The sequence below is a fragment of the Rhizobium jaguaris genome, assembly GCF_003627755.1.
Taxonomy (GTDB): domain Bacteria; phylum Pseudomonadota; class Alphaproteobacteria; order Rhizobiales; family Rhizobiaceae; genus Rhizobium; species Rhizobium jaguaris.
On the sequence record NZ_CP032696.1, the window covers coordinates 504,857 to 522,650 of the forward strand.

Here is a 17,794-nt window from a genome sequence, read left to right on the forward strand (position 1 = left end):
CGCTTCCGCTTCGCATCGCGGTGATCGCGCCCGCCACCGGGCCTTTTGAGGAGCCATCGAGCGGGAATTGGTCCGCTTGCAAGGAGCCTCACCCATGTCGCACGACCTCTCACTCGCCCAGTCCTACGCTTTCCAGCTCTCCCGCGACCTGATGGTCCCGGTCACGCTCTTCACCGTCGACGGCGAATACGGCGTCCTGCCGTCCGACGAAATCGACGACGACGACGATCTTGAGATCGTTCACGAGTACACGCCTTGGCATTGAGCCGGCGCCATGGCCTTCGGCGTGCCGCTTGCGAGCGGCAGGCCGCAAGGGAGGCTTCGCCGCGGCCGACCTTGCATGATTCACCAAATTGCCAGCCGCGCCCTTGCCGCCTTTGCTCTTCGCGGCCGCTGAAGCGGCGGACGAATAAAGCTGACGAATTGGAGGCGATCGCTCTCGCGATCGGAAGGAAAATGGATAGAGGAGAAATAGAGGCGCTGCGCGAAAAGGTAAGCTGCGCCGCGGTGCTGGAGCAGACCGGGTTTGCCATAGACGTCAAGGAGAGCACCCGGCGAGCGGTGAAGTTTCGCCGCCGCGGAGAGATCATCATAGTGACGCATGAAGGGCGTGGATGGTTCGATCCGCTCAGCGACGCGAAAGGCGATGTCTTCGCCCTGGTCGAGCACCTCGACCGTGTCAGCTTTCCGGCATGTGTCGAGAAGGTCGCGAACCTCGTGGGGTTCGAAATTTCCGCGCCCGAGTGGCAGCCTCGCATTGCGGACGGCCAGTCCGAACTTTCCATTTCGGACCGTTGGCAGGCTCGGCGCTGCCCCTGGCCGGGCTCGTCGACCTGGCGCTACTTGCATGACGAGCGTTGCCTCCCGACGGCGATTATCCGCGCCGCGATCAAACGCAACCTTCTTCGCGAAGGTCCGCAAGGCAGCATGTGGGCCGCCCATTGGAACCAGGCAGGCGTTGTGACGGGCTGGGAGGCGCGCGGTCCGCAATACCGCGGGTTTGCCTCCGGAGGAAAGAAGGTCCTGTTCCGCCTCGGTTCGGATGCGCCGGTGCGCCTGGCCGTCACCGAAGCCGCAATCGACGCCATGAGCCTTGCGGCAATCGAGGGCCTGCGGGACGGCACGCTCTATCTCAGCACCGGCGGCGGCTGGTCGCCGACCACGGCCGCGGCACTTGGCGCGCTTGCGTCAGGTCCGAACATCCAGCTTGTCGCTGCCACCGACGCCAACCCTCAAGGCGATACGTTTGCCGAACGGTTGCGCGGGCTTGCCGACGAGGTCGGATGCGACTGGGTGCGACTTCGCCCGCCCGAAGAGGACTGGAATGAAGCTCTGAAGCTGCGCGCGAAGCGAGGTACTGAGAAAAGGAAAAGGGAGGATGGAGGGAAAGAGGGTGAGGCGTGCCGCATGCGCACCGCCCGCGTCAAGGGAGGCTTCGCCCGGCTGAAGCCGGCCCTGGACCCGGGCGGTCGCGATGCCGGCGGCAGGCAAGGGGTCATGAAGGACTGAAGAAGATGGAAGGGTCGAGAGGACCGTGCCGCGCTTCGTCCGCCCGCGCAAGGAGGCGCAGATGACCTCTTCAATCCGCAAAGTGTTTCAAGGCGTCGCAACTCGCCCACAGATGTTTCGCATGTTCGACCGCCATGTCCAGCGGCCGAACCGCTGGGACGGTGACGCAACGCCGCTTTACGCCGGCGAATGGTTCGAAATCGCCGAAGCCGAGCACGACTACATGTTCGAGATCCTGCCGCCGCTCTGGATCCGCGGCTCGATGTTCGCGATGCGTGAATTCCTGACCAGCTCCGTGACATCCGTGTTCTTCGCGCTCCGCATCGATGACGCGATCCGGTATTTTCATGCCTATTGCGACCTTTCAGACAAGACGTCCGTCGAGACCATGCGTGTCGCAATCATCGACCGGGAAAGTTGCCACATCCGCGCCATGACACGCGATGAGCGCCTCGAGCACATCTGGAGCACGACGGCCGACGACTATCGCGGCTATGCCGGTGCGCGTTGGCCGGCAGCGGCGCGTGGAAAACGGACGGTGCTGCTCTATGGCCGCAAAGAGGGCAGCTTCCTGAAGCTGCTCGAAGATCTCACCAACGATGAGATCGCCGCCAAGCTGCCGGTGCAGTTGCGCCATCTCCCCTCACCGATCGCGGCATAGAAGGTGTTGCCATGCTCACTACCCGATCGCATCCGTGCGCGAGGCAATCGCCGGCGGATCGACTTCCTCGATGCCGAACAATCTAAGGCGATGATGGTGGCAAGCCCAGCCGCCACGCGTCGTCGCATCGTCTTCGCCTCAGTCGCCGTGCAGATGGTCAGGGTGGAGCGCGATGAGCGCTTTGCCGACCTTATACCGGCGGCCATGGACGCCGTCCCCTTCCATTCACTGCGAACAGCCTGCTGTCTTCCGCGACAGGAGGACGACGCTCGCGCTATCACAAGGAGCTTTCAATGAGCAACGATCCCTTAACCCTCGACATCTTCGCCGGCCGCGCGCTGTCGTCTGGCATTGGCATCGGCGTCACCGCCTTTGGCGGTTTTGCCGCCAATGACGACGATCCGGATCCGACGACGCCTGCCCCTTCCCCCGCGCGTGCCCTCCCGCCTGCCATGCAGAAGGCGCAACGAAAGCAGGAAGCGCACGCCAACTTCTACCTCGACGACGGCGATCGCGGTTTGGCCGCCACCTGGAAGGAACGGGGGCGTTTAAGCATCGCGGCCATTCTCACAGCCGCTGAGATCGAGAGACAGGATCGGCCGGCAACGCGCGACGCGCAGGTTAGGCTGATACGCTTTACCGGTTTCGGCAGCTCTGAGCTCGCCAACGGCATGTTCCGCCGGCCGGGCGAAGCGGCCTTCCGCCACGGTTGGGAGGATCTCGCCCGTTCCCTGGAGGATTCGGTCACGGAAAGCGACTATGTCTCGCTTGCGCGCTGCACCCAATATGCTCACTTCACTCCCGAATTTATCGTCCGGGCGATCTGGACCGGCCTGCAGCGACTCGGCTGGCGCGGCGGCCGGGTGCTGGAACCCGCGATCGGGACAGGCCTGTTTCCGGCGCTGATGCCTGTCGGGTATCGTGACATCAGCTATGTCACCGGCCTCGAGCTCGATCCGGTCACGGCACGCATCGTACGGCTGCTGCAGCCACACGCACGCATCATCAACGCCGATTTCTCGCGCACGCAACTCTCGGCAATTTACGATCTTGCCATCGGCAATCCGCCCTTCTCCGATCGGACGGTCCGCTCCGACCGGCAATACCGTTCGCTCGGTCTGAGGCTACACGACTATTTCATTGCGCGCTCGATTGATCTCCTGAAGCCCGGCGGACTGGCGGCCTTCGTCACCAGCGCTGGAACGATGGATAAGGCCGACCGCACATGCCGCGATCATATTGGAAAAGCCGCCGACCTGGTCGGCGCCATCCGGCTGCCTGAAGGCAGTTTTCGGCAAGACGCCGGCACCGACGTCGTCGTCGACATCCTGTTCTTCCGCAAGCGAAAGGCCGGCGAACCGGCAGGGGATCCGAGCTGGCTCGATGTCGAGGAGGTCCGCGGTGCGACCGAAGAGGAAGGTGTCATCCGCGTGAACCGGTGGTTCGCGCAGCATCCGGACTGCGTGCTCGGAGAGCACGCGCTGGCCTCCGGAGCCTTTGGCGAAACCTATACCTGCCTGCCTCGTGCCGGCGAAAGCGTGGATGTGGCCCTGAATGCCGCCGTTCAGCGTCTTCCCGAAGCTATCTATGACGGCGAGCCGACCGAAATTGACGTCGCTGTCGAAGACGAACTGGGCGACATCGTTGACTTGAGGCCCAACAGTACGCGTGTCCGTGAAGGCAGCTTCTTCATCGACAACAAGCAGGGCCTGATGCAGATGATCGACGGCTCTCCCGTGGCGGTTCGTGTCAGCCAAGGCCGCAGCGCCGACGGCGTGCCGGAAAAGCATGTCCGCATCATCAAGAAGCTGATCCCCGTCCGGGACGCGGTGCGCGAGGTCCTGAAAGGCCAGGAACTCGACCGGCCGTGGCGCGACGCCCAAGTGCGGCTGCGCATCGCCTGGTCAAGCTTCGTTCGTGACTTCGGGCCGATCAACCATACGAGGGTTTCGATCAGCGAGGATGAAGAGACGGGTGAAGTCCGCGAAACGCACCGCCGCCCGAACCTTGCACCCTTCCTGGACGACCCCGATTGCTGGCTGGTCGCCTCCATCGAGGACTATGATCTCGAAACCGATACCGCCAGACCGGGCCCGATCTTTTCCGAGCGTGTCATCGCTCCGCCTGCCCCGCCTGTCATCACCTCCGCGGCCGATGCGCTCGCCGTCGTGCTGAACGATCGTGGTCATGTCGACCTCGGCCATATCGCCGAGCTTCTCCATTGCGACACAGATGCAGTTCTCGATGCGCTCGGCGACGCAATCTTTCGCGATCCCGCCGACGGCTCATGGCAAACCTCCGATGCCTATCTTTCGGGGGCCGTGCGAACGAAACTTGCTGCCGCCGCGGCTGCGGCCGAGCTCGATCCCGCCTATCGTCGGAATGTCCGCGCGCTCCAAGAGGTGCAGCCCGCCGATCTCCGCCCGTCCGATATCACCGCTCGACTTGGCGCTCCCTGGATTCCGGCGGCCGACATCGTCGCTTTCATTTGCGAGACCATGGGTGCGGAGATCAGGATCCACCACATGCCGGAACTGGGCTCTTGGACCGTCGAGGCGCGGCAGCTCGGATGGACGGCGGCCGGGACATCCGAATGGGGAACAGATCGCCGGCACGCCGGCGAGTTGCTCGCCGATGCGCTGAACAGCCGGGTGCCGCAGATTTTCGATGTGTTCAAGGATGGAGACGGCGAGAGGCGGGTGTTGAACGTCGTCGATACCGAAGCGGCACGCGACAAGCTGCAAAAGATCAAGACGGCCTTCCAGGACTGGGTCTGGACCGATCCTGATCGTACCGACCGGCTGGCGCGGGTCTACAACGATCGCTTCAACAATATTGCGCCCAGGCGTTTCGACGGCTCACACCTAGTCCTGCCCGGCGCCTCTGGCGCCTTTGTTCTTTATGGGCACCAGAAACGCGGTATCTGCCGCATCATCTCGTCCGGCTCAACCTATCTCGCGCATGCCGTCGGCGCCGGCAAGACGATGACGATGGCGGCCGCCATCATGGAACAGCGCCGGCTCGGACTGATCTCCAAGGCGATGCTGGTGGTGCCCGGCCATTGCCTGGCCCAGGCTGCGCGCGAGTTTCTGGCGCTCTATCCGAACGCCCGCATTCTCGTCGCCGACGAGACGAATTTTTCGAAGGACAAGCGGGCTCGCTTCCTTTCCCGCGCCGCTACCGCAACCTGGGATGCGATCATCATCACGCACTCGGCCTTCCGGTTCATCGCCGTGCCATCGAGTTTCGAGCAACAGATGATCCAGGATGAGCTCGAGCTCTACGAGGAACTGCTGACCAAGGTCGACAGCGAGGATCGAGTCTCGCGCAAGCGGCTCGAACGGCTGAAGGAGGGCCTCAAGGAACGGTTGGAGGCGTTGTCGACCCGCAAGGACGATCTGCTGACAATCTCGGAGATCGGCATCGACCAGATCATCGTCGATGAGGCACAGGAATTCCGCAAGCTTTCCTTCGCCACCAACATGTCTACGCTGAAAGGTATCGACCCGAACGGTTCGCAGCGTGCCTGGGACCTCTACGTCAAGTCCCGCTTCATCGAGACGAAGAACCCCGGCCGGTCTCTGGTTCTGGCTTCGGGGACGCCAATCACCAATACGCTTGGCGAAATGTTCTCGGTCCAACGTCTGCTCGGTCACGCGGCGCTGACCGAACGCGGGCTGCATGAATTCGACGCCTGGGCCTCTACCTTCGGTGACACGACCACGGAACTGGAGATCCAGCCGTCGGGCAAATACAAGCCCGTCAGCCGTTTTGCGAGCTTCGTGAACGTGCCGGAGTTGATTGCGATGTTCCGGTCGTTCGCCGACGTGGTGATGCCCGAGGATCTCCGCGAATACGTCAAGGTGCCTGATATCTCGACCGGCCGCCGGCAGATTCTAACAGCCAAGCCGACGCAGGCCTTCAAGAACTATCAGACGATCCTCGATGCCCGGATCAAGGCGATCGAGATGCGTGAGGGGCCGGCGCAGCCCGGCGACGACATCCTGCTTTCGGTCATCACCGACGGTCGCCACGCCGCCATCGATCTCCGTCTTGTCGATGCGGACAATGACAACGAGCCGGACAACAAGCTCAACCTGCTGGTCCAGAACGCTTTCCGCATTTGGCAGGAGACGTCGCAAAGCACGTTTGTGCGACCCGACGGCAAGTCCTTCGAACTGCCGGGCGCCGCGCAGATGATCTTCTCCGATCTCGGCACCATCAACGTTGAGAAGAGCCGCGGCTTTTCGGCCTACCGCTGGATCAGGGACGAGCTTGTGCGCATGGGCGTTCCGGCATCCGAAATCGCCTTCATGCAGGATTACAAGAAGACCGAGGCCAAGCAGCGGCTGTTTGCCGACGTCCGCGCCGGCAAGGTCCGCTTCCTGATCGGCTCGTCGGACACGATGGGCACCGGCGTCAATGCTCAGCTTCGCCTCAAGGCGCTGCATCATCTCGACGTCCCGTGGCTGCCCTCGCAAATCGAGCAGCGTGAGGGCCGGATCGTGCGCCAGGGCAACCAGCATGACGAAGTCGATATTTTCGCATACGCCACGCAAGGGTCGCTCGACGCCTCGATGTGGCAGAACAACGAGCGCAAGGCCCGCTTCATTGCCGCAGCACTTTCCGGCGATACGTCGATCCGCCGGCTTGAAGATCTGGGCGAAGGGGCTGCAAACCAGTTCGCCATGGCCAAGGCGATTGCGAGCGGCGACGAACGGCTGATGCAAAAGGCAGGGCTTGAGGCAGACATCGCCCGTCTCGAACGGCTGCGGGCCGCTCACGAGGACGATCAATATGCTGTGCGCCGCCAGATCCGCGACGCCGAACGCGAGATCGAGACGTCGACCCGCCGCGTCTTAGAGATCGGCACGGACCTTAAGCGCCTCGTGCCGACCGCTGGCGAAGCCTTCGCCATGACGGTTGTGGGCAAGCCCTACGACGAGCGCAAGCTTGCCGGTCGCGCGCTGATGAAGGAAATCCTCACGCTCGTTCAGTTGCAGCAGGAGGGCGAGGTTCAGATCGCGGCCATCGGGGGCTTCGATCTGATCTATTCGGGCGAGCGGTTCGGCAGGAACGACGGATATCGCTATACGACCCTCTTGCAGCGTACCAATGCGGCCCAGGAGATTGATCTGGCGGTGACCGTCACGCCGCTCGGCGCGGTCTCGCGGCTCGAACATGCACTCGACGGGTTCGACGAGGAACAGGCACGTTATCGCCGGCGGCTGCACGACGCCGAACGGCGCCTTGCCTCCTATCGCACGCGCGAGGGCGGCATGTTCGCATTTGGAGATGAGCTTGCCGACAAGCGCCGGCAGCTTCGTGATGTCGACGAGGCATTGGCGACCGCGGCCATGACGGGACCCGCCGTGGCCGCATGATGCTAAGCCAAGCTCAGTTCGCGGCAGGGTTTTGGAAGCAGCGCAGCATGCGCATAGCTGCATTGCACAATAAATGTCTTCCGCCTGATCAAAAAACGTCCATACTGCACACAGCTGATGCACATGGCGGCCTCTCCTCCCGGTGCCGCCGCAACAGCTGTTCCCCTCTGGAGGTTTATTGACCTTCACACTTCATGGGCCGCGGTTTCCGCTGGCCCATTTTTTGTTCCGATCGCTCACCCTGTTTCAACGCAGGCTCAGGCGTCGGGACGCCAGAAGGCCAGCATCCGCTTTGTCTCGCCCGTTGTCCGCCGCCGCTGCCACTTCGGATCGCGAGACAGATTGAAACGGGTCCCTGTCTTCCCGCTCGGCTTCTTCCAGATAAGCCCACCAGCGATAATGGTTGTAGGTCTGCACCGCATTGATCGCATAGTGCCTCGCGATTTCCTTGTGACCGCGGATCACCAGGAAGTTCTCATCGTTGTCGCGGCTCGCGGACTTCGAAAAATTGTGCGATCCGGTGACCACGATGGGATCGTCGCTGAACGGGTCGATCACCAGCACCTTGGAATGCGTGATGGCGTGGCCGATGCTGTTTCTGAATTCATTCGCGGTTCCTTCGACCGCCCACCGGCCGACGGACATGTCCACCCCGGTTGCCTGGGCGGTATCGAGAAAGAACTGCTCGGGAACCTGCTTCAGCAATTTGAAGTCTTCGAGCCCATTGCTCGTCAGCTGGGTCGCCACCACACGCACACAGAGATTCTTCTCGCTCTGCATGCGAAGGAGCGTGCGCACCGGTTCATTGCCCGGCTGGGACATGACGAAGAAAACGCCTTGGCGCGCGCCCTTCACGAGCTCGATTAGACAGAAATTTCGGCTCACCTTCATCGCGCTTGCACTGGATTGCGAAGGCCAGGCATCCGACGATGTCTTTCTGATGCAACCACACCAAGTGAACATCGTCCGCATTGGAAAATACCTTCAACGCGATTTCAGACATTCCAGCCCTCCTGTTCGACCCTCTAGCGGATCGCCAGCACCATCGTCACGTCAATGTATAAGCAAGGGATAGTTGTAGCCGTGTGACAGTGCATTACTTCGAGGCGGATTTGAAGAAAGAATATTCATCGGGGAAAGAAGAAGCGGAGAAGAAGAGGAAAACCCCTGTCGCAGAGCGTTCAGCCGGGCGCCGCTGAAGCTCAACCGCCCCCTCGCGATCGCGGCCACTTGTTCTACGCAGGGCTTGGAGCCCCGCTCGTCCGTCGCGGCAGCGATGCTCGGCCGCAGTTGCACCCACCAGCCCGCTCGGCGCTGCGGGTGGTGTCTTCGGAAAGAATGAAGACGCGAGAAGGGCAGGCAAAGGGCCGTGTCCAGAATCCCCCGAAAAGGAGCATCCCATGCAACTGATGAAAGTCGATCCGCGTGCGCTGAAGGACAACCCCGACAATACGCGCCAGTCGAAGTCGACGCCGCAGGCCGACGCCCTGCTTTTGGCGACGATCAGGGCCGTCGGCGTGATCCAGCCGCCGGTCATTTTCCCGGAAGCCGGGGGCAATGGCTACATCATCGAAGCGGGTCACCGGCGTACCCGCATGGCGGTCGCCGCCGGTCTCGAGGAAATCGACGTGATTGTCGTGGAGGCAGCCAACGATAACGGCGCCATGCGCTCGATGGTCGAAAACATCGCGCGCGAGCCGCTCAATCCAGTCGATCAATGGAGAGGCATCGAGCGCTTGGTCGCGCTCGCCTGGACCGAGGAGGCGATCGCCGTGGCGCTCGCGCTTCCCGTCCGCCAGATCCGCAAGCTCCGCCTGCTCGCAAATGTGCTTCCCTCCATGCTCGACCAGATGGCGAAGGGCGACATGCCCAACGAGCAGCAGCTGCGAACGATCGCGGCTGCCTCACTGGAGGAGCAGAAAGAGGTCTGGAAAGCCCACAAGCCGAAGAAGGGAGATACGGCAGCCTGGTGGCAGATCGCCAACGGGCTCTCGAAAACCCGCATGTATGCCCGCGATGCAAGCTTCGGCGACGATCTCCGCCTGGCTTACGGTATCGAGTGGGCCGAGGACCTGTTCGGCCCGGCCGATGAGGACAATCGCTACACCACCAATGTCGAGGCATTCCTCGGCGCTCAGCAGGAATGGATGACGAGCAACCTTCCGAAGAAGGGCGCGATCGTCGAGGTCAATAATTGGGGCCAGCCCGACCTGCCCAAGAAGGCCGAACGCATCTACGGCAAGCCGGCCAAGGGCGATTGCACCGCGATGTATCTCGATCGCGACGGGAAGGTGCAGAGCGTCCACTACCGGATGCCGGAAGGCAGGAAACCCGATGGCCGATCCGGTCCGGCAGGAGACGGAGCGACTGAAGTTGACGATGAGCCCGCCGTTGGCACGACCAGGCCCGACGTCACGCAGAAGGGCCAGGACATGGTCGGTGATTTCCGTACCGATGCGCTGCACGAGGCGCTGGCTAGGACGCCGATCGAGGACGACATGTTGATGGCGCTCCTGGTCATGGCCTTCGCCGGCACCAATGTTCGGGTCGATTCCGGGGCCAACGACACCGTGTTCGGCCCGAAGCGTTTCCAGCGTCATGTCGCGCGCCTCTTTTCCGCAGACGGAAGGCTCTCGCTCGAGATGGACAACCTGCGTATCGCCGCCCGCTCCGTGCTCATTGACGTGCTCTCGTGCCGGCGCGGCATGTCGAACAGCGGCGCCGTCTCTCGCATTGCCGGCGAGGCAATCGGCGCGGACGGTTTCCTGCCGAACATGGGAACGGAGGATTTCCTCCTGTGCCTGTCGCGTCAGGCGCTGGAGGCGGCCGCCAAGTCGGTCAATATCCTACCGCGGGCTCGCGTCCGCGAAACCCGCGCAGCGCTTGTCGACCATTTCGCATCGGCCGGCGCGAGCTTCGTCCTTCCGGCGGCGCTGTTCCAGCCCGATCCGAAAGAAATAGCCGATCTCATGAAACATGCCGATGACGTCGAGGAAGAGAATGGCCCGGGCGAAGAAGCAGCCGGCGATATCGGTGACGATATCCAGCCAGACAATAGCGGCGGCGCTGGCGGTTCTGATCTTCCGGATCTGGATGGCGCAAATTGCGGCGCCGGCTCAGCAGATAAAGCCTCCGACGAGGACGAAGCCGCCTACGGGATTGCGGCGGAATAGCCGCCCCGTCTCACTGGCCCGATGTTCCACCGCCGGACCTCCCGGCGGCGGTTTCATTTCCACCACCCGAAACAATGCAAGGAGGATGCGATGTCCGCGTCTCTGATTTATGACCTCGCCCCGATCGGCTCCATCGTCGCCTGGTCGGATGGTACCCCGCGACCGCCCGAGCGGTTCAGGAAGAAGCTTGCTGCATGGAAGACCCGCAACAGCCATGGCCGCTTGATCCGCAAGGAAGGTGAGCGCAACGTCGGCACTACCAGCATTTTGCCGTATTTCACGCTTCACGAGGGTGATCTCGGGGCAAACGGCGTCATCGCCATCCGTATCCACCGGACCTTTTCGCTTGATAGCGGTCTGACGTTTAAAGTCGTCGGGCGTCCCGCGCTTGGATCTGTTCGCGTCTTCGATCGCCCCGGCGCCAATGCAGAGCTGGTTCATCTGGCGGACAATCGGCAGGCGGCCGCGGAATGGCTCAGCCGGCATGGATATCCGCATGCCGTTCTTTCGGAGGTGACTGCCGACGAGGTCGCCGCGGATGAGATCGAAGGGAGAACTGCAGCATGACTATGCTCCCTTCGCAATCCTCCGAGGTCTCAACCCCTGACGCCTCGGGGGTGGAGTTTGGCAGAAGCGCCGACGGCGTGCACGTCGCGCGGGTCGGCGATCTCGTCTTCGCCATGGTTCCGGGCGGTGACGGCCGGTACTTTCTCGCCAGCGCCTGGCGCCTGTCGCGGCCGCTTGCCGCCCTGAAACGCGAGGACTTCTATTCGCATCATGGCGCTGTCGAGGACGAAACGGCATTTCGGGAGCGAATGATCGAACAGGCTGAACATTGCCGCGAGCTGGGTCTACTTTCCCGTTCGACCGCCCGGATGACCTGCAGCACGCCCTGGGGGCCATCGCAAGGTGCCACCGTCTACGCCGACGGAATTGTTTCCCATACGACGGCAGGACATGGCGGCTTCAAGCTTTCTGACCCCCGCAATTCCAAGGTCCATCCGATGCTCAGGGCAGACGGCGGCTGGTACGAGGAAGATGCCGCATGGGCGATCGTCGCGCTGACCTTTCCGGACCTGTTCACGACCTATGAGCGCAAGTGCGCCGACAAGACGATCCGCGACAGCTGGCCGGATGCCTGGGAACGGATCTTCGGTCGCCCGCTCGCACCCGGCGAGTCGTACGAAAAGGACGCCCAAGCCTTCGCTCGGGAGCATGCTACCGACTGGATTGTCATATCGGCGCTGCGCTCGGACCATCACCCCGGGATGACTGAGGTGATCGCCACGGTCGGCGGCAAGCGCGGCGAGCGAGTGGAAGCGCGTCGCTTCCTGGTGCCGAGCGGCGAGTATGCGGTCGGCCGGTTCGGCTTCGTCATCGATGAGGCGAAGCATGCCACCTATGACGGTCCCTCCAGCTTCGCCGGTTGGCGTGGGAGGGCGTCGTAATGGTTCAATTTTGAGCAACAGGCCGGCCAGCTGCCAGAATGGAAGCGGTGCGGCGGAATACGCAGCGTCAGCTCGATCTCATCGATCGGCAAATCAGGCGACGCATGATAGCGCTCATTCCGCAGCTTCGCCGGCGCCAGCCTTTCTATCGCCGCGGCAAGCCATCGGAATCAGGCGCTTTCTAGAACGCTACGGCGCGAACCTGGCAGCTCTGAGGGTCGAGTGACAGCCGGAGGTCGCTGCGCTTACCAGGAAACTTGCCCGGCAGGAGGCGGCAATCGCGGCATTTGGAGTGTGAGCGGGATCCGATGGCAAAGTCGTCGCTACAGCCCGGAGGGCGTTGCCATGCACCATCGGAGACCTGGAGCGGAGGGCCGGTATCGGCGCGTCGCCGTCCGAGCGAACCGCGTTGTGGCAGCAGTTCCATCGCCTCGACGGCGAAGCCTGCCTCAATGCCGGGGTTGCGGAACTCAGGCGTCTGATCGCTCAAAAAGAGGGTCGGTCGGATACCCGGCCAAAGACGCATGCGGCCCGTCGTCCGCGCCACCCGTTGCCTCCTCTGACAGCCGAACAGCAAGCGGCACTCCAGGCCTACCCGCAGGCATGGCCGGCGCTGGAAAGCGATCCTCAACAACGCCTGGATGGGCGGGCCGCCGCAAGATGACGCCGGTCTGTGGCGCGGGCTTCGCAATTCGCAGGGTCCGACCTGGTTGCAATCTTACCGTTTGCCGAGGCCGGCCAAGCGATTGGCCGAGCGTTGATGTCAACGAGCCGGATGGTCGGAGATGAGCCGGAGCGCCTGTCGTTTCGTTCGAGGAACTTCACGATTTCCCCATGCCGGATCGCCCTTCGGTTTGCTGCGGTCTGAACCGGCCGCCGTGCCTTCAAGGCCGCTGTCGCGCCGCGGGGCGGCCGGACCCCGCCGCCCATCACGGAGCAGGCTCGCGTGCTCTTTCGGGGGCAGATTGCCCTCTTCGCACGCAAACCGGCTCCGTTTGTCCAGGCAGGGCCGGACCCTGAAGCGCACGTCTTCCGCCGGTTCGGGGTGACCGCACCGAAGGGCAAGCCGGCATGGGCCGGAGCCGCTTCGGAGGACCTCGAAAGGAAACGACCATGGCCAAGCCCGCACCCTCCTCTCGCCAACCCGCGCGCGTCGCGCAACCGCGCAAGGGCGCCACCATCGAGATGGTCCGGCTGACCTGCCCGGACGCGAGCCAGGCGCTCAAGATCGCCGAGAGTTTCGGCACCGCCATCATCGACAGCGACGGCATTCGCGACCTGCACGAACGCCTTGTCATAGAGGCAGCAGATGCGCTCGGCGACGGGCTGAGCGACAAGGCCATGCAGATCCACCTGCAGCGCATCGTCGGTGCCTTCGTCGGCTCGGCCCACGGCGCCGGCCAGTTCTATAGCCGCGCTGTCACAGAGGCGCGCGATGCCACGGCCAAGGCCGCCAACGATGCCCGCGACGAGGACATCGACGGACCCGTCGGCTATGACAGCGCCGCCCAGCGCAAGCGGGAATTCGCGGCCGACATGGGCATACAGGCCCATTCTCTCAGAATGGCAGCCGAAGGCGCCGTCGCCGCCTATGCGCAGGTAATTGGCGAGACCTGGAAGCCGTTCGATCGACCGGTCGAACAGCCGGGCGCTTCGCTGAGCCGCAAGGCGGCGCAAGCGCAGATTTCCGCCTTCGACTAGACGCCTCCGGCGGGGCTCTAGCCCCGCTTTTACGGCAACGCGAGATCGGCCGGTTCCATCACGGAGCCGGCCTGTTTTCATGTCGGTGACGCGGCCAAGCAAAAAGAAACGAAATAGCATGATGGCGCGCCCTGCGGCTCCCGTTCGTCGGTTCTGCAGGAGCCGCAGGCTGACTTGCTCCTGCTTTCGTCCCTCCGCAACGGGTCGCGACGGGCGCGGCCTCGAAACGGAGGCTTGGATATGAGCAACACAGAAAAACAGCGAGTCGATCTCTATAGCCGCATACCGACAAAATCGCCGAGGATTTGGCGAAAGGCGTGCGGCCCTGGATGAAGCCATGGAACGCGGCGAATGCGGCGGGCCGCATTACCCGGCCACGACGTTACAGCGGGCAGCCCTATTCCGGCGTCAACGTGCTGCTTCTGTGGTCGGAGGGTGTAGCGCGGGGATATACGACTCACAGTGTCCTGCCGATGTCGATGCAACAGGACTGACGGAGGCGTTATCCAGGCCGGCCGCAGCGCTCCCACATAGCTGGCGGAGGCCGGCCTGGATAACGCCGGGCAAGTTGAACCCCTTCGTTGAAGCTGGCTCCCCGGATGGGGGTCCGGGGGAAGGTTGAACAACTTGTGGACAATGTAATCGCATCTTCAAGCATCACCATTCAGGAGCGCAGATCAGCAGAGGGCCTTGATGCCCATGTCCCAATAATCCTACGGGACGGGACGTTATACGATGATCCTGAACTGGACCGCTTTTTCCGCGACCTCCCTGTCAACGGCGTTCGCTCCCTCCATTCTCTTCGTGGCTATGGCTACGACGTTCTTGTTTGGACTCGTTTTCTTTCGGAAGCCTGCGCAAAGACGATATGGCAAGCCGACCGGCATGATGTCCTTACCTATCACCGCATCCGGCGCCGCGCCGACGCCGGACAACGTATCTCCGCTGCTACCGGGAATCGCGCCGTCGCCTGCCTCGATCGGCTATATCGCTGGGGTGTGCAGGAAGGACTGATTGCGGAAGCACCCTTCACGCATCGCTCGGTCTGGAGGCAACGGTACGCTGGGCGGCGGGCGCAGATTGCGACACGGAACGATGCCTATGAACCTGCTGCGCGTCGAGCGGACGTCAGTTTCGTAACGCTCAACGACTATCGGCGGTTTCGGGATATCGGCCTTGGAGGACTGCTTCCTGACGGCCGCGCGCGCCCCGGCGCCCGAGATCGCAACGGCATTCGCAATGCGCTGTTCTCCAATCTCCTGGTGACGACGGGTCTTCGGCTAGAAGAAGCGTCACCTCTCTTCACCCCCGATCTCGTTTTCGCCGATCAGCGCCCGGGCTGTCAGGTCTGGCTGGATTTGCCGGATGCGATCGCCGCTGCTGGAACTTCGTGACGGCATGAGCACGTTCCTGGAACGCCTGTCATTTCCCTCGGCATCGGCTCGTGATCTCACGACCCTTTGGCCGGTATTGGCCGCCATGCTCGCGAGCCTCGCGCTGACATTGCATGTCGGCGTGCTCGCCGATTGCCCCTTCGATCCCGGCACGGCCGTCTGTTTGAAGCAGGCGACCAGTGGCGACAACAAGATGCCGCTGACATAGCTTTGCCAGCCGACGCTCTGCCCGAATGCCTGCATCACCGCCAGGGATCGGCTTGCTTGGGCTCGATCTGCCGAGGAGGCGGAGCTCATGCTGAAGGAGAAGCGACTATCGGAGCTACAGCGCGTGGCGTTGCGCGAGGATCTGGTGCGGATCGAAGGGGTGCTCAGCAAAATACCATCTTGAGGCAATGATGATTGGATTATCGTTTGGCCATAGGGAATATTTGACGCAAATCTCGTCTCGACGGCTTTGCCCGTGGACCTGATAGTGCAAGCATTGGATCGAGAGACATATTGGGCACCATAGTCACAGCAATTTTGATCGCGTTGGTTTCGACGATCTATGCCACGGCCGGTCAAGCTGGCGGAACTGCCTTTCTCGCCATCATGGCGTTCATGGGAGTCCAGCCCGCCGAGCTCAGGCCCACGGCTCTCGCGCTGAATGTCATTGCAGCCGGCTACGCGACCTGGCGCGCCTACAATCACGGCACGGTCGACTGGCGGCTGTTTCGGTGGATCGCCATTGCATCCCTTCCAGGAGCGTTCGCAGGAGGATTGCTGGTTCTGGAAGACAGCTTGTATTTCACCGTGGTTGGGGTCGTGTTGATCATGGCGGCTGTGTCGATGGTTTCCAGGAAGGCCGCAATCACTGGAACCCAAATTCAAGTAAGGCCAGTTCCGGCCGCGGCTGTCGGAGTGGCAACCGGCTTCTTATCTGGCCTGACAGGGGTCGGAGGCGGCGTTTTCCTCGCCCCCATTCTCATTGCACTTGCATGGACGTCTCCCAAAGGTGCGGCAAGCCTTTCTCCCCCGTTCATCCTCGTGAACTCGATCATCGGCTTGGTTGCGGTGCTTTTGGCCCGCCAAAGACTGACGCCATTGGTCGGTCTTTTTGCAGTTCTAGCACTCATTGGCGCGGTCGCAGGGACGTGGATCGGCCTAAGGTTCATGTCGGAACGCGCAACCAAATGGGTGCTAGCATCTATCTTGCTATTCGTCGGCATCCGATTGCTGCTGCGATGATCCTGAGGGATTGCTCCGGCTCTCAACCCTCCTCGATATATCTAATCCTCTAAGCCGGCTGATGGGGCTGAGGCGCAGGGCTTTGCCTTGCCGCCCGCAGCCGGCCCGGCGTGGTCGGAGCGCGCGATGCCCGGCGCACCCGCGCAACGGCTGATCGCCGTCCTCCGCTTACGCTTCGGCTCTGCGAGTGCGCGACTGCACCTGAGGTATCGCAATCCGCTGCTCCGACGCCGGGACAGGCCCCGGCGGAGAAGGAGCAATGACTATGACAAGACAAAAAATCAGAAACAGCCGCCCGAGCGGGCGCCTGGAGAGGAAGAGGAGGGCCGGAGTCGGGCGGTCGGTTGAAGGGGCGACAGAGGCTCGCGCCGCCGGCCGCGGAGATTCCCCAATGTCCAGGTCTCCCACTTCGGCCAAGCGTGCCGATGTCTATTCGCGCGTCACGGCCGAGATCATTGCCGCGATCGAGCAAGGTGCCGGCGAATGGCGTGCACCTTGGTTCCACAACGGCACGGGCGTCGCGCGTCCGACCAACGTTTCATCCGGCAAGCGATACCGCGGCATCAATACGCTGGCCCTCTGGACCGCAGGCTTCGCAGCCGGATATGGCGATGGCCTCTGGGGCACCTACAAGCAATGGCAGGATGTCGGCGCGCAGGTGCGTGAAGGGGAACGATCCACCACAGTCGTTTTGTGGAGGGAGATTCAGTTTTCCCGGCAGGCCGACAATGAAGACGATGATGACGAGTATCGGCGGATGTTCGCCCGCGCATTTTCCGTCTTCAACATCGCGCAGGTTGACGGCTACGAGCGGCCGGATACGACCGTGCTGTCCGAGGCTGAGCGTCTCGCCCATGCGGAAGCGTTCATCGCGAACTTGGACGTCAAGTCTGAGTTCGGCGGGTCGGAAGCCTATTACCGCCCGTCGGCCGACACCGTGTTCATGCCGCCGTTCACTTCATTCCGCGACGCCGCGTCATTCTACGGTGTCTGGCTGCACGAGACCGGCCATGCCAGTGGTGCAAAGCACAGGCTCGACCGCGATCTTTCCGGGCGCTTCGGATCAGCGGCCTATGCCGCCGAAGAATGCTGCGTGGAAATTCTCAGCGGGCTCGTCCTGGCTGATCTCGGCATCGCTCACCGTCCACGGCCCGATCATGCTGCCTATGTCGCCTCGTGGCTCAAAGTCCTGAAGGACGATCCCAGGGCCATCTTCACCGCAGCGAGCAAGGCGCAGCAGGCGGCCGACTGGATGCACGCCCAGCAGCCCCAGACAGAGGAGATGGCGGCATGA

14 protein-coding genes and 3 pseudogenes are annotated in these 17,794 nt (G+C 62.7%); 14 read left to right on the forward strand and 3 right to left on the reverse strand.

The genetic code is table 11. The annotated features are described in order from the left end of the window. Positions 1 to 94 precede the first annotated feature (94 nt). The 4 genes from CCGE525_RS38685 to CCGE525_RS36650 all read left to right on the forward strand — a co-directional run bounded on the left by CCGE525_RS38685 (position 95) and on the right by CCGE525_RS36650 (position 7,554). Positions 95 to 265: a hypothetical protein gene (locus CCGE525_RS38685; RefSeq protein WP_162950440.1), complete on the forward strand. Its 171-nt coding sequence runs from the start codon at positions 95 to 97 to the stop codon at positions 263 to 265. A 191-nt stretch (positions 266 to 456) separates the two neighbouring features. Beyond that, positions 457 to 1,509, forward strand: coding sequence for a DUF3991 and TOPRIM domain-containing protein (locus tag CCGE525_RS36635; RefSeq protein WP_120709132.1), 1,053 nt, complete (start codon positions 457 to 459; stop codon positions 1,507 to 1,509). A 61-nt stretch (positions 1,510 to 1,570) separates the two neighbouring features. Beyond that, entirely contained in the window at positions 1,571 to 2,170 is a 600-nt protein-coding gene (locus CCGE525_RS36640) for a DUF1419 domain-containing protein (protein ID WP_120709217.1), read from the forward strand. Positions 2,171 to 2,463: 293 nt separating this feature from the next. After that, the gene (locus CCGE525_RS36650; protein WP_120709134.1) at positions 2,464 to 7,554 is read left to right on the forward strand and encodes a helicase-related protein; all 5,091 of its coding nucleotides are present in this window, start codon (positions 2,464 to 2,466) and stop codon (positions 7,552 to 7,554) included. A gap of 246 nt (positions 7,555 to 7,800) precedes the next feature. Here CCGE525_RS36650 and CCGE525_RS36660 read toward each other — a convergent pair whose 3' ends face one another. Then, complete coding sequence (locus tag CCGE525_RS36660; RefSeq protein ID WP_245472426.1) at positions 7,801 to 8,376, reverse strand: phospholipase D-like domain-containing protein; 576 nt, start codon at positions 8,374 to 8,376, stop codon at positions 7,801 to 7,803. Next, a complete protein-coding gene (locus CCGE525_RS38690) occupies positions 8,357 to 8,557 on the reverse strand; it encodes a hypothetical protein (RefSeq protein ID WP_162950410.1) in 201 nt (66 codons plus the stop codon). The genes CCGE525_RS36660 and CCGE525_RS38690 overlap by 20 nt, the downstream gene beginning before the upstream one ends. Positions 8,558 to 8,954: 397 nt before the next feature. Here CCGE525_RS38690 and CCGE525_RS36665 point away from each other — a divergent pair, with 397 nt between their 5' ends. The 4 genes and pseudogenes from CCGE525_RS36665 (at position 8,955) to CCGE525_RS39425 (ending at position 12,473) form a co-directional block, all read left to right on the forward strand. Further along, complete coding sequence (locus tag CCGE525_RS36665; protein ID WP_120709137.1) at positions 8,955 to 10,727, forward strand: ParB N-terminal domain-containing protein; 1,773 nt, start codon at positions 8,955 to 8,957, stop codon at positions 10,725 to 10,727. A gap of 90 nt (positions 10,728 to 10,817) precedes the next feature. After that, positions 10,818 to 11,294, forward strand: a complete 477-nt coding sequence (locus tag CCGE525_RS36670; RefSeq protein WP_120709138.1) for a hypothetical protein — start codon at positions 10,818 to 10,820, stop codon at positions 11,292 to 11,294. Next, positions 11,291 to 12,175, forward strand: coding sequence for a DUF7007 domain-containing protein (locus CCGE525_RS36675; RefSeq protein WP_120709139.1), 885 nt, complete (start codon positions 11,291 to 11,293; stop codon positions 12,173 to 12,175). Before CCGE525_RS36670 ends, CCGE525_RS36675 begins: the two co-directional genes overlap by 4 nt. A 38-nt stretch (positions 12,176 to 12,213) precedes the next feature. Beyond that, positions 12,214 to 12,473 (forward strand): annotated as a pseudogene (locus tag CCGE525_RS39425) (hypothetical protein). Here CCGE525_RS39425 and CCGE525_RS38695 read toward each other — a convergent pair. Further along, positions 12,357 to 12,722, reverse strand: coding sequence for a hypothetical protein (locus CCGE525_RS38695; protein WP_162950411.1), 366 nt, complete (start codon positions 12,720 to 12,722; stop codon positions 12,357 to 12,359). The pseudogene CCGE525_RS39425 and the gene CCGE525_RS38695 sit on opposite strands and share 117 nt — an antisense overlap. 566 nt (positions 12,723 to 13,288) lie before the next feature. Here CCGE525_RS38695 and CCGE525_RS36690 point away from each other — a divergent pair. From CCGE525_RS36690 to CCGE525_RS36715, 6 genes and pseudogenes are all read left to right on the forward strand, one after another. Further along, positions 13,289 to 13,876, forward strand: a complete 588-nt coding sequence (locus tag CCGE525_RS36690; protein ID WP_120709140.1) for a hypothetical protein — start codon at positions 13,289 to 13,291, stop codon at positions 13,874 to 13,876. 240 nt (positions 13,877 to 14,116) lie between these two features. Next, a pseudogene (locus CCGE525_RS36695) lies at positions 14,117 to 14,334 on the forward strand (ArdC-like ssDNA-binding domain-containing protein); the annotation flags it as partial. 141 nt (positions 14,335 to 14,475) lie between these two features. Continuing rightward, positions 14,476 to 15,246, forward strand: a pseudogene (locus CCGE525_RS36700) (site-specific integrase); the annotation flags it as partial. Then, a complete protein-coding gene (locus CCGE525_RS39770; protein ID WP_342637469.1) occupies positions 15,242 to 15,478 on the forward strand; it encodes a hypothetical protein in 237 nt (78 codons plus the stop codon). The pseudogene CCGE525_RS36700 and the gene CCGE525_RS39770, both read left to right, overlap by 5 nt. 293 nt (positions 15,479 to 15,771) lie before the next feature. Further along, positions 15,772 to 16,500, forward strand: a complete 729-nt coding sequence (locus tag CCGE525_RS36710) for a sulfite exporter TauE/SafE family protein (RefSeq protein WP_245472428.1) — start codon at positions 15,772 to 15,774, stop codon at positions 16,498 to 16,500. A 391-nt stretch (positions 16,501 to 16,891) separates the two neighbouring features. Beyond that, positions 16,892 to 17,794 (forward strand): ArdC family protein, encoded by a 903-nt coding sequence (locus CCGE525_RS36715; protein ID WP_120709141.1) that lies wholly within the window; start codon positions 16,892 to 16,894, stop codon positions 17,792 to 17,794.